This window comes from Mesorhizobium sp. DxT, from assembly GCF_058448885.1.
This window is the reverse complement of record NZ_JBZFLJ010000003.1, coordinates 1-12,035: the sequence shown is the minus strand read 5'-3', so window position 1 is coordinate 12,035 and position 12,035 is coordinate 1. Positions and strand designations below refer to the sequence as shown.

The 12,035-nt window shown below is 54.8% G+C and carries 15 protein-coding genes; 7 read left to right on the top strand and 8 right to left on the bottom strand.

Annotation, left to right across the window (positions count from 1 at the left end):
• Positions 1-19: 19 nt before the first annotated feature.
• The 5 genes from ACVJNE_RS07110 to ACVJNE_RS07090 all read right to left on the bottom strand — a co-directional run bounded on the left by ACVJNE_RS07110 (position 20) and on the right by ACVJNE_RS07090 (position 4,857).
• The gene (locus tag ACVJNE_RS07110) at positions 20-628 is read right to left on the bottom strand and encodes a hypothetical protein (RefSeq protein WP_499564217.1); all 609 of its coding nucleotides are present in this window, start codon (positions 626-628) and stop codon (positions 20-22) included.
• A 2-nt stretch (positions 629-630) separates the two neighbouring features.
• Positions 631-2,289, bottom strand: coding sequence for a formylglycine-generating enzyme family protein (locus ACVJNE_RS07105; RefSeq protein ID WP_499564215.1), 1,659 nt, complete (start codon positions 2,287-2,289; stop codon positions 631-633).
• On the bottom strand, positions 2,217-3,020 hold the full coding sequence (locus ACVJNE_RS07100) for an alpha/beta hydrolase (RefSeq protein WP_499564213.1): 804 nt from the start codon (positions 3,018-3,020) through the stop codon (positions 2,217-2,219). The genes ACVJNE_RS07105 and ACVJNE_RS07100 overlap by 73 nt, the downstream gene beginning before the upstream one ends.
• Before the next feature lie 638 nt (positions 3,021-3,658).
• Entirely contained in the window at positions 3,659-3,919 is a 261-nt protein-coding gene (locus ACVJNE_RS07095; protein ID WP_499564211.1) for a hypothetical protein, read from the bottom strand.
• Positions 3,920-4,293: 374 nt separating this feature from the next.
• A complete protein-coding gene (locus tag ACVJNE_RS07090) occupies positions 4,294-4,857 on the bottom strand; it encodes a recombinase family protein (protein WP_499564210.1) in 564 nt (187 codons plus the stop codon).
• Positions 4,858-5,059: 202 nt separating this feature from the next.
• Between ACVJNE_RS07090 and ACVJNE_RS07085 the strand changes: the two genes are divergently transcribed.
• The 6 genes from ACVJNE_RS07085 to ACVJNE_RS07060 all read left to right on the top strand — a co-directional run bounded on the left by ACVJNE_RS07085 (position 5,060) and on the right by ACVJNE_RS07060 (position 8,022).
• Entirely contained in the window at positions 5,060-5,410 is a 351-nt protein-coding gene (locus tag ACVJNE_RS07085) for a hypothetical protein (protein ID WP_499564208.1), read from the top strand.
• Entirely contained in the window at positions 5,410-6,141 is a 732-nt protein-coding gene (locus tag ACVJNE_RS07080) for a hypothetical protein (RefSeq protein WP_499564206.1), read from the top strand. Before ACVJNE_RS07085 ends, ACVJNE_RS07080 begins: the two co-directional genes overlap by 1 nt.
• A 69-nt stretch (positions 6,142-6,210) precedes the next feature.
• Positions 6,211-6,534, top strand: coding sequence for a type II toxin-antitoxin system RelE/ParE family toxin (locus tag ACVJNE_RS07075; RefSeq protein WP_499564204.1), 324 nt, complete (start codon positions 6,211-6,213; stop codon positions 6,532-6,534).
• A complete protein-coding gene (locus ACVJNE_RS07070) occupies positions 6,531-6,848 on the top strand; it encodes a helix-turn-helix domain-containing protein (RefSeq protein WP_499564203.1) in 318 nt (105 codons plus the stop codon). The genes ACVJNE_RS07075 and ACVJNE_RS07070 overlap by 4 nt, the downstream gene beginning before the upstream one ends.
• Before the next feature lie 12 nt (positions 6,849-6,860).
• Positions 6,861-7,040: a hypothetical protein gene (locus ACVJNE_RS07065; protein WP_499564201.1), complete on the top strand. Its 180-nt coding sequence runs from the start codon at positions 6,861-6,863 to the stop codon at positions 7,038-7,040.
• 286 nt (positions 7,041-7,326) lie between these two features.
• Positions 7,327-8,022 carry a hypothetical protein gene (locus ACVJNE_RS07060; RefSeq protein WP_499564199.1) on the top strand — a complete coding sequence of 232 codons (696 nt, stop codon included), beginning with the start codon at positions 7,327-7,329 and terminating at the stop codon, positions 8,020-8,022.
• On the opposite strand, the gene ACVJNE_RS07055 is transcribed toward ACVJNE_RS07060, so the two are convergent.
• Positions 8,019-8,912 (bottom strand): DNA-methyltransferase, encoded by an 894-nt coding sequence (locus ACVJNE_RS07055; protein ID WP_499564197.1) that lies wholly within the window; start codon positions 8,910-8,912, stop codon positions 8,019-8,021. The two genes, ACVJNE_RS07060 and ACVJNE_RS07055, sit on opposite strands and share 4 nt — an antisense overlap.
• A gap of 544 nt (positions 8,913-9,456) precedes the next feature.
• Between ACVJNE_RS07055 and ACVJNE_RS07050 the strand changes: the two genes are divergently transcribed.
• Positions 9,457-9,681: a hypothetical protein gene (locus ACVJNE_RS07050; RefSeq protein WP_499564196.1), complete on the top strand. Its 225-nt coding sequence runs from the start codon at positions 9,457-9,459 to the stop codon at positions 9,679-9,681.
• Positions 9,682-9,746: 65 nt separating this feature from the next.
• Here the strand turns inward: ACVJNE_RS07050 and ACVJNE_RS07045 are convergent, their stop codons facing one another.
• Both ACVJNE_RS07045 and ACVJNE_RS07040 read right to left on the bottom strand, forming a co-directional pair.
• Positions 9,747-11,087: a relaxase/mobilization nuclease domain-containing protein gene (locus ACVJNE_RS07045; RefSeq protein ID WP_499564194.1), complete on the bottom strand. Its 1,341-nt coding sequence runs from the start codon at positions 11,085-11,087 to the stop codon at positions 9,747-9,749.
• A complete protein-coding gene (locus ACVJNE_RS07040) occupies positions 11,015-11,404 on the bottom strand; it encodes a plasmid mobilization protein (RefSeq protein WP_499564192.1) in 390 nt (129 codons plus the stop codon). Before ACVJNE_RS07040 ends, ACVJNE_RS07045 begins: the two co-directional genes overlap by 73 nt.
• Positions 11,405-12,035 lie beyond the last annotated feature (631 nt).

The window sequence follows — 12,035 nt, the reverse complement described above, 5'->3', positions numbered from 1 at the left end:
CACTATTGTTGCGCAGCGCCTATTTCCCCATATAGTTCTGCATATTCTTCATCGCGTCATGGACCGTATTAATCGCAAACATTACAAATACCAATAGCAGTTTAGTCTCAACGGGCGCTGGAACAAGCCACCACACCACACAAACCCCCACTAGAAATCCTCCATTGACTATCTCCGCTATTAGAAATGCGCGACGATCTTGTTCATTCTCAAGCATTACAGAGCTCGGGTCAACTAATATGCTAAGCGCATACCAAAGTATTTCTATAAAGAACAAACCAGCTATTACTGCTATAAAGGCCTCCGTATTTGGTATAAAATAAGATGATATGAGTAAGATTGCGCTCTGTAGCGCAATGAACGCGAACTGGTAGAATTTTCTCCACGGAGATTTATGAGCATCATTCATAACATCAGAAATGTACTGATTATTTCCAAAGAAGAATCGCATCGCCATAACGAGGCACATAACTCCACAGATTGTACGTGCCCAATTAAACTCAATATTATCCAATGAAAACGAGTCCGACCCCGGACTAGTAATCATGAAAAAAATCGAGTTCGCAAATGTATATGTATAACACGCGCTTATAACAAAACCTATCGAGTCACCGGCTTGGTTGCTCACCCTCACTCTCCATTTAGCACCAGTCTAAATCCCGTCTGCCGATCAAATCTCGATGAAATTTGGGTATTTCGAACCCATGATTGAACACACGAGGGATCATAAGAATAACTTCCACCTTTTATTACTACTCGGCTATAGGTGGATATCCTCAATGGTTCACGATCAACCCGTTCTTTGGTGTGAGTTGCCCAGTCCACACCTCGGGTTCCGGCGTAGGAAGACGTCCATTCACGTACGTTTCCTGCCATATCCACGCAACCAAACGGACTATCTCCTTCGGGCGAGTAGTAACCGACATCAGTGGTGTCACCAACTAACATGTCGCAGTTGCAGTGGTGAAGCCTATAGTCATTCCCCCAGGGGTAGTTAAAACCTCCTGGTCCTCGAGCCGCGGCTTCCCATTGGTACTCTGTTGGTAGCCGGAAGTAGCAATCAGCATGTTGCTTTTGAAGTATTTTAGTCAATCCGTCGGCAAATGCCTCTGCCTCAAAAAAGGTTATTCCTGTAACAGGACGATCTAGATATTGCTGTGGCCGCTCCCGTTCACTCGTTCCCTCCGCAATCCCAGACTCTGAACAAAATAGAAGCCATTGACGTAGGGTTACCGGGCTGCGCATTATTCGGAATTGATTCAGAAACGCCACTAGCGGCGGGGCGGGTGGCTCGCTTTCAATACTTTGGTCATCTGAGCCGAACGAATACTCGCCGGCTGGAATCGGAACAAGCTGCTTCACAAATTCAGTCAAGCTAAGGTTGGCAATTCTTAGGTTGATCGACGGGCGCGCGACTTTGTTGTCCGGCCAGACTTCATTGATGAATTGAGTACCCTCTATCCACCTGTCAACATCATTGAAATTATCTATCTCAGATAGCCAAAAAAGACCTTGAGAAACTGCGCGATGGACATCAACTTCTGAATGTTGCGCGCGCTCCAGTTGTGCGCAATCGAATATCCTCTTTATTGCGTCTGCAACCTGTTCAGGCCGAGCGCCCAAACGGATCTTATCGACATCCGCGTGTCCAGCGAAAAGATTACCTTCTTCCCAAGCGACACGATCATAATGAAAGCCGCAATCAAAGTACTTCGCGTTAAAGATCGTCTCATTCGATATGGCGCAATAAGCATCAACAGCATTCTTTATTGATTGTAAAAAATGCTCAACCTTTACAGAGTTGAACATGGCGCTCGTCATTCCCCACCATCGGCAAATTTCGCACGCCAGAGCAAATGAGAAATTATAGGTGTCTTGTGCGAAGCGTACAACAAGCGTCCCTGGCGGAATCTTATGCTGCCGCAGAGCTTCATCGAATTCGCTTAATTGCCTATAGGGGATAGCTATAAACAGGACAGAACAACAAAGAGCTTCACTTTCAATCTGCTCTAATGCTTGACGAAGGGTGGCGCTCCGGCCCGAAGCGAAATGGAAATCGATCTCCTTATCGCCGCAAACTGATCCATCGACAAAAACTACTCGTAAAGGAAGCCTACCGGAAAAGGCTGAGCGATAGAAATTTTTAGCGTTCCAGCCATTGAAAGTAATGGTTGTGGCAGATTGAAGTATACAATTTCGTAGATATTTTATCTTCTCTATGTCATCAGAGGTGCGTCGCCGCTGGTCGAGCGAGACAAAGAGGGGTAGCCGCGCAGAATCTTTAGCCATGACAACAACATTGATAGCAATAAATCTCTTTGTTCCCTCTCCTTGAATCCGTGATCCGCTTCCGGGTGCCCGAGGAAGCAAGTGATCCCACATGCCGTTGATAGAGCGCGAAGGCTTTGTTCATAGGGAACTTCTGAGTCGCTCTGGCCGTGTGCTAAGAAGATGGGGGCGGATGGCAGGGAGAAGCTCGCGCTAAAATCTGTTGTGGCGACTTCTCTAAGAAAATCATAACCAAGGGTAACGTTACCATCTTCTACGAACCCAACGCGCTGCGCATCCGCAAGGCAAGAATCTGTCAGATATGGTGAAATATCGGTTCGTGCCAAATCGAAAGCAGGCCAAAGAAGTACATATGACGATATAGATTGTTGCCAATCGAGGGAGGCAATCGTTGCTCCAGCGCTTTCCCCTATTACGTGAACTGGACAGGAAAAGCGCTCGAAGGCATACAACAGTATTGTTCGATAATCAGCTCTCTGGGAGGTGATCGTTGCCTGGGCAGCGCTTCCACCACTGGGGGCCGATCCGCAGAAGCTAAATTGAAGAACAGCATAGCCCTCTGCTGGAGCGAGGGCCGCGATATCATCAAAAATGCCCGCGTTACCATGGAGATTGCCATTGGGGCTTCCGTGCAGACATATCAGGACGCCAGTAGGCTCCTTAAGGGGCACAGATATTCGGCCCTTTAGCTCGCCCAGACTCCCCGCAATTTCGAATTTTTCTACGTTCATGGACGTTCCTGTTTCGTAGGTGGACGTCCAAGGGTAACGATGGACGTGTTACTTATCAACGGGCATCAATAGCGAGCGAAGTAGCCGATCATCAGCGAGTGATTGTCCCCTTTTTACATGAGATTTTCGCGCCCTCCTTGCCGGTTATGACAACGAACTATCCTTGACCGGCTCGTTCGGACGGGCGGGCAGCATATGAAAGCGCGGTTCAGGAAGTTTACTCAGCGAATTTTGGTTCAGATCAATCGCTTTGTCACTGCGTTCAGCTACTTGCGAGGCGTCGGCTTTGTCGCTGTGTGCAAGATGTCGGCTGTAATACAGCCGCACTTGGCAAGGGGGCCGCTGCGCGCCCCCGTTGCATCCCCCACGCCGTGGCGCTCATTCGGCATTGAGCCTTTTCACGCCATCGCACCGTCTGGCCGTTGCATCACCAGTCAGGAGCGTTCCTGCTCCCAACACCCATGACCAATCCTGCGCGGATTGGATGCCCCGCCAGCGTCTTGCCGCTGAACCACGCGCGGGAGATATCCGCTCTCCCTGCACCCATCGGCCAAAGGGCATTCTGCACCCCTTGGAACCCCGACAAGGGGCTTCGCGCGCTCTCGACCCATGAGCGCGCCGTTACGGTGATGGTCGGCCTATGCCGGCGGGTTGGCTATGCCGCCCTGATCGAAGGGACGCAAATGCTCTTCGATCACCTCACGAGCGGCGGTGTACATATCCGCCATGTCCGGCCCCGCGTCAGCCTGATCTTGCTCGATCATGAGCAGCGCATGCTCGTAGATATCCTTCACCTCGGCATCCGTCAGCACGCCTTTCACGGCAAGTCCGCCTATCAACGCAGCCAGCAGCGACGCATTGACGACGCCGGACGCTGCAAGAAATTTTATGCCGTCCATTGGCCGCCTGCGTTCTTGTCATTCATATTTATGTCAGTCATTGCACCATAGTGCCGGGATTCGGCCGACACCGCGAGAATGAATCTTGCACACCGCATCGGCGGCGTCCTCGCGTCAGTTCGGCAGGCGAACCGGTCTGCCTGCGCATGACCGGCTGCCCATCCCGACAATGAGCCTATCACGGGGCGGGCAACCGGCTTGCACCTGCGGTGCATTTTTCGGGCAGGGCCAAAAAACCGCCTATTGCAACGCCGCTGGCTTATGCAATCTGCCCTTCACCGTGATATGGCGAGGCTATCGGGACGGGGAACATCGGTTCCGCCCTGGCGGGCGGGTTCGAGCGGCCTGCGGCCCGCATCGAACAGGGAACAAGGTTATCGGGTGACTGCACCCTGATTGAGCGCCCGCGAGAGTGTCGAACGGGCGACATCATATTCATGCGCCATCGCCGTCACCGTACTTTCCCGCGATTGCAGCCGCCGCCGCGCATTATCGATCTGGCCTTGCGTCAGCTTGCGCGGTCGCCCCAGCGTCTGGCCGCGAAGGCGCGCGGCGGCAAGACCCTCCTTGGTGCGGCGCGAAAGCATCCTGCGCTCCAATTCGCCGTTGGCGCTCATGATCGTATAGACGTAGTAGCCTTCAGGCGTGGTCGTATCGAGCCTGAAATTGGCGATCACGAAGTTTACGCCGCGCTGTTGCAGGGCGTCCAATTCGTTGAGCGCGTCTCGCGCCGAGCGGTAGGCGCGATCCAGATCCCATATAACCAGCTCATCACCGGCTTCCAGCCGTGCCTTGACCCCCTCATAGACGGGGCGCTTGCGGCTGGTCGCGGATAGTGTCTCGACATGCAATTCGTCGCACAGGGGCTTGAGCCCCTCTATCTGGCGGTCTGGTCGCTGCTCTTCGGTGGAGACCCGTAAATATCCGATTCTTCTCATATTTCCTGCCATTCCGGGGACGCGCATCCCCGGAACGGTATGCCCTAAAAATGACCCTCTTCGCTTCGGGCCGACCGGCCCTGTTTGAGTAAAAATTCTCAAATAAAATCAACACTTAAACCTTCACTGTAACTATATGATAGCACAATTTAAGAACTTATGAAAATTGTAGCAATTTTGGTCGTTAATGACGCAGTATAAAGTGACAAGCGGGCGCTTACTTCATAGCCTGAAGCTGCTCGTGTCTGGTGCGGTTATTTCCGCCGCTGTCGGGATTTCGCCTGCCTATGCGCGCGACCTCAGCGCCAATGCCATGTTGGGCAAGTTGCCATCCGAGCACTGGTATCCATTCATCGCGGGCATGATCGAGGGCATTGCCTTTCATCGCTACACGGTCGGCAACAAGGATTCGGTAGGGATGAACTGCATCTATGACTGGTTTTACGAGGACAAGGAGGCGCTCGACACGATCTATGCCGCGCTTGGCAAATATCCCGACTACCCTCCGGCGTCGGTAATCGCGGCGCTCGCCAACAGGAAATGCAAAACGTAATGCAAGGCACGATAGACCATGACTGGAAAAAGGAGTTTGCGCGCAGTGCGGCCTATCGCGCTGAGCAGGACCGCTTCTTTCGCATGGTCGAACGCCGTCTGGATAAGGCGCACAAAGGCGACCGGCTTGAAGAAGACGTTGCCGACATCGCCATATCGGCGGTGCTGGCGACGGACGGGCAGATATTCGAGTTTCGCGTCAAGCTTGACGATTATCGCACCGCGACTGTCGAATCCCTGATGGAGAACGAGCGGCAGTTAGTCGAAGTCAGAAAACGCCTCGATGACATGCTGTCCAAAGCCTATGTGCTTCCCGATGGTCGCCGCGTATTCAAGACGGAGGACGGCCTGCGGGTCTTTGATGAACACGGCATGGAATTGAGCGCTGAGGACATCGACCCCAATGCGATTGAGGATTGGCGACCACGCGCAGAGGGCTATCTCGAAAGCTGGGAAGTCGAACAGCATCTCGTTGAAGACCGGGAAATGCGCCTCAAGTTGCTGGACCGTATCGATGAGATGGACGCTCTCGCTGAGTCCGGTGATATGACCGCAGACGATATTGCGGATTTCGAGCGGGAACTGAAGGCCATAGCCCCGAGCGATATCAACAACCGCGTTGCAGGGGTCGATCCCGATGACATTGCCCCGATAAGCCGCGATTTTGGCGCGGCGGCGGCACCTCTCCACGATAGCCCGACCGGTCCGAAGCTGGATATGCCAGCGCTGTAGCCACCGTTGTGCAAGCGCGCTGTGCTATTGAATTCTTGACAAATATTGCAAATATGATATATTCTGGTCATGAAATGGACGGTCGGATTCTTAAACGAAACTGTCAGGGACGAGCTTGAGGCGCTGCCGAAAGACGTTATTGCGAGCTTCCTGCGCATCTCGAATCTGATCGAAGCCAGCGGCGTGCAGAATGTGCATGAGCCCTATGTCAAGCACCTTGAAGGGCCGCTTTGGGAAATGCGCATGAAGGGTAAGGACGGCATCGCCCGCGCTGCTTATGTGACCGCGACCGGCCGCCGTGTTGTCGTTGTGCGGGTTTTCCCGAAGAAGACGCAGAAAACGCCGCGCCGCGAAATCGAACTGGCCCTGAAACGGGCGAAGGAGGTTATATGACCCGCAAATTCATTCCCGTCAGGGACGTTGCAAAAGAATGGTTCAAGGATGCCGAATTCAAGGCCGCCTATGATGAGCTGGAAGAAGAGTTTGCCCTTGCCACCGCGCTCATTCAGGCACGCATGCAGGCGGATATGACGCAAGAGCAGGTGGCCAAAGCCATGGGCACCACGCAAGCGGTGATCGCCCGCCTCGAAAGCGGGCGCTCCATGCCGTCCACGCGCACCCTTGAACGCTTCGCCAAGGCGACCGGCACCCGCCTTCGGGTCAGCTTCGAGCCAAGTCCCAAGCCGGATTTACCGACGCATCAATGATCGACCATGCCCGTGAGCAACCCCAAGTCCCAAAGCCACAGAGATTTGAAAGAGGAAATGAAGGCGGTCGCGCGCGGCGAAAAGCCCGCACCGGCGGATGCCACGCTGCCGAGCGTTGAGCCTGCCGCCATCTTCGATGCCAACAAAGCCAACGGTTTCGAGCCAAGTGCGCCCTTCGCCCGTGTACCTTAAGTTTGAGGACATTCCCGCCGTTGTGGCGGAATGGCGGTGCAAACGGGGCCTGCCCGACCGCACACCACAGTCTGGCTTGAACCAGTTCGAGCGCATGGCGTGGACGTTGCGACGGCTTGGCGACGAGATCGAGCGGCAGGGAAAATTGCTCGTCGCGCTTCGCGCGCGCATGAAGCGCTAATCGGATAATTGACCAGAAGGAAAGTCAACAGGTTAAGCCATATGGCCTGTTGTCCGGCAGAATTTAAGAGTCATACTCCGCCAATTCAACGCGGGGGCGAATCAATTGGCGAAGGCTACAGTTGATAAGACAGGATTTAATCCTGATGCTGTTTTGCCATTCGAGCTGCGCTTGAGTGACATCGAGAATGCGATGCAGGACGTTTACGACTTCTTTGATGACGTAAACACGATGCTTCTAGGAAAAGGATTGCAGCGGCTCGACGACATGACGAGGCCTGCTGCTATGTCGGGTATGATCTCCGATATGATAACTGCATCGCTCGCGCGTTTCTCCCGTGCATTGGTCCCGAACACCCATTTTAACGGCCACCCTGATTTGGTGGTGCGCGGCCGCTACGCCAACAATGCAGTGGCAGCCGGAAGCGATGGCGTCGAGATTAAGAGTACGCGCAAAGCGGGCGGCGCTGTCGACACGCATGGAGCGCGCGATCAATGGATGTGCGTTTTCGTCTATGAGGTCGATACAGAGACCGAACCAGCCGAGAACCGGCGTCCCATGCAGTTTATCGAGGTTTATCTAGGGAAGGTTGAGGAAACCGACTTTCGCCGCAACGCACGCTCGACTGAGAAGGGCACACGTACCGCGACGTTGCACAAAGAGGGGATCGCAAAGCTGCGTCAGAATTGGGTCTATCAGACCGAAAGTATCGAGCAGAAGAAGCGGGCTGCTGCGCGAGTTCGCCGCGAGCTTGAGCGCGAGGCGCGCCGGAAAGCCAAGGCACAGGCTAAAAAGCGCTAGTCTCGCTCTTTAATTTTCAGCGTGGCCAGTTTGGGGATTGCCTTCTGCGCCAGGTCAAAGAAATGCTTGTCCAGCTCAACACCCACGCTCTCATACTGAAGCGCATTTGCCGCTGCTATGGTCGATCCTGCTCCCATGAACGGGTCTAAAATCGTACCTCTTCCGAGAGGTAGAACTGCTCGCACGATTTGACGCATGAATGCCTGCGGCTTCAAGGATGGGTGCGGCGCGATTTTTCTTTCTGAAGACGGTGTGGGGTGAGAGCGTATCAAATCCCCGAATGGGCGTTCCTTGGACGGGCGTCTAAACCCTCCTGTTCCCCATCTACGAAGATTGTCTTGTACCCGACCATCTAACGGGGTCCTGAGGATAACCCACGGCTCCCACTGCGAGCGTGGCATGACGGAGACCCCATCAAATTCTTCGTGTGCGTTCTTCGGTCGATCACCGCCGCGCATGGTCATCACCTGACGGGCAATATATCCACGAAGTTCTAGACCAGCTTCGGCCATTGCACCGCCCACGATATGCGCGAGTAGTGGATTTGATGCTACGATTATGTTCGCACCCGGCACGGAAACCCGTGAAATATGGACGGCCAATCGCTTGAAAAAATCATGTAGCTCGCGGCGATCCGTCTCGTTCAGGACGGTAAATCTCGGAAGTGGCGCACGTTGATGACCGTCAAAAGACGGGGGAATTCGCCATATCCCGCCTTTGTTTCCGGCGCGGAGCTTTGCTTTTTCCTTCGCTGTATACTCTACCAAGCCATAGGGTGGGTCAGTTACGACCGCATGAATAGAAGCTGGTGGCTGTTGTGCCAGCCAGTCGAAGCAGTCTGCATGATACAGGCGAGCTCTATCGACAACGACGGGACTGGCAGCGCCCATGGGAGGCTGACCGTTAGCCAAAACCTTTAGATGCCCGTTCACGTTGAGTCTGTAGCGCCCTCTGCCGGTCCGCTCAAATGTTTGCGGTGTGTTGAGGTTGAGGTACGACCGCACGGAAGACGGGGCAACGTCACCCAACCTACCCTTTACCGCCTGTAGAATTTCCTCGGTCGAAGCGTCAGCGCCAATGGCGCTCAAAAAATCGACAATTGAATCCCTGATGACACCGGGTGCCAATGTCATAGAATCACCCCACATTGCATTCTTGCGGAGGAATGCGCATTTGACGTCCAGACGTCAAATTATTTTTTGTGAACGCTCGACTATCTTCATGGTGCAAAAGCGATGAAGGTAGAAGTTAGCCTGCTTCCGCAAGAGGTAGGCCGAGTGAAATTCATGGACACCGGGTGATGTATCGCGCAGTCGATGATCGCGGCAACGCATCTGTTCGGGTTAACCAGATCGAGACAACGTTCGAAATTCAAACCAGTTGAAACAGAATTACCAATTCTGTTTCAGATTGTTGACATAGGGAGAGCGACAGATGAGTTTCGCAAATTTGGATGACGATACGCTCGCAGAGGCGATCCGAGCTGACCAGGAGCTAGTTCGAAACGGCCATGAATTCCTGAACAAGTTGACAAGCCGGGCTTCATTGGGGCTTAGGACGATGGGCGACGCAATGCCCGGCCTGATAGAGGCGGTAGAAACTGAATTGCGCCAGTTGGAAGCCGAGCAGGCGCAGCGCCTAGGCGTTAAGAAGCCGTAGTTCAACTTTGAAACAGAATACTATGATTCTGTTTCAAAGTCCGGGTAATTGGCCGACATATCGAGTCATGGGTGCAACCCCGGCTGAGCAAGACGAATCCGATTGGGCGGAGATCGGCGCAGCGCATGTTCCAGCTTCGCAGACTGCGAAATTTCCCGATGCAGCAGCGCGACTTGGCGGGTATGGATACGCCGCGCGTGCTGGATTTCGCGCTGTAGCTGCCGTCGCTCGTCAAGCTGGCGGTCGATGAGAACCTGCTTTTCCTGCGCATCGCGGGTAGCAGCGGCGGAGGTTTCGTCCTCGTTTAGCTGGCGCAGTTTTGCGTGTTTTCCGGTCAGGCGATCCCACAGGCCGAGCATACCGCGCCGGAAACGCTCGCTGCGCTCTCTGGCTTCCTCGATCCAGCGATCATCCTGTTCTGCTTGCAGGTTTTGGCGTGCGGTGCGGTGGCGCTCGACCATCGCCATCCGCTTACCCTCCATTGCCTGCGCGGCATGGGCGAAGTCATCGACGGCGTTACCGATGAAGCCCTGCATCTTCTGGCGCACTGTCGCGGCAATGCGTTCGTGTGTTTCATCGACCGAAGGCAGCGCGGTCATGTCGTCGCCCATGCGTGCAACGACCTCTTTTGATTTTACGCCCGCCCATCGCGCCACGGCGTAAACCTCGCCATGAACATCGACCACGACCACCGCGCGACGATCACCACGGGCGAGGAAGTAGCCCTTTTCTTCCAGCGCCTGCCGAAATGCCTTGCCGGAATCCGATGCCGCCCAGCATTGCTGGAAGAAGGCCTTGATGATGCGCGGGTCTTGGCCCGTCCTCTTCGCTTGAAACCATTCCTTGCGGTCAAAGTTCAGCGGATTGCGCAAGGCGCTGTCCAGCAGCCCGTCCGGCATCTTCCAGCCATGTTCGAGATAGAGTTTGCGGGCAATATCCTGAAGCTTGAGCTTGAAATGCGGCTGATCGATTGCCGTCATGGTCTCGGCATTGATGCGCGACCAGACGCAATGCGCATGGCGGCGACCTTCCTTCTCATGGAAGATCACCACGCGCGGCTGTCCGCTCAGGCCAAGTTTGACCTCTATGGTTTCTATGGCGTCCTCGAATGCCTTGACCGGCACGCTCTCTGCTTCCGGCGGGCTGAGCGATAGCGAGAACAGGAACTTGGTGCATTTCGTGCCGCGACTGATGGCCTGCACTTCCTTGAGCGCGCCAATCACGGTATCGGACACGAAGCCGCGTATCTCATGAATCTCGACATGCTCATTTTCTGCCTTGAGCAGATGCTTGCCGAGATCGACGGCACTGCCGCGCTTGCTGCCTTTGAGAATCACGACGCACCACCTTCTGTAAGGCCAAGCGCCCGTACCAGATCGCCGCGCATGGCGGATACGGCGCGGCAAGCATCCGCAATCTCGGCTTCGGTTTCCGGCGTGACCGGCAGCGCGCCGATATTCACCGCCTTGGCGAGTTGGTTGAGATTATTGGAAAGACGCGACTGGCCGAGAGCAGCCAGCACCCGCGCCAGCGCGGCATCATCCGCGATGGGGCTTACCACCCGTCGCCGTTTGGCCCGCACTTCGCCGGACAGCAGCGCATCGCGGATATACGCACCAAGCGGCATACGACCCGCCCGCGCCAACAGCAGGCTTTTCTCGGCGTCGGTCAGGCGGATGGAAAAGGGGCGGGTTTCGGGTTTCTCTTTCTCGGTATGTTTCACGTTCAGCTATTCGGGAGCATGGCAAGCCAAACCGAGCAGCGCCGATCTCGACCTTTTAGGGAGATGGCGCTTTCAGTGGGACAATGCCGGTTGCGATGAATAGCCGGGCGAGAGGATTGCGCGAAGCAGATGCAGAGGAATCCGCCATTGCGGCCCCCTCAAACTCATTCTGGGACGTGGACCGCCTAAGTTGGCTGCCTTTCCTGGGCACCACTACACCGCTAAGGTGTTGACGCAGCAGGAATGACAGGAACGCGCCTTTGCGTCCATAAGTTGCACCGCCGCCAAAGGATAGCCCGAGCAATTCCAGCAACCCATCCCGCTGAAAGATATGAATAGGGTATCCTCCTCCGCCAGACGTCACAGACAATGACAAACGGCCAGCTGCCCATCAGAACCTGGGAACATCTCCGTCTTCAGATGGCTGAAATGTCCGCCGAGTGACGCCTAGTCGTCCTTGCGACGGGCCTTGCCACCTCCCAAGTCAACGATGTGGGAGCGAGACCTAGCTGATCGCATCTTGGCAGCAAATGTTTCGTAAGCGAGCAGCCGAAGCCGTTCAGGGCTGGTAGTTCCAGGGCATGAGGTCGTCGATACGGCTGTCAGGCCAGCCGTTGGCGAGGCGCTCGAG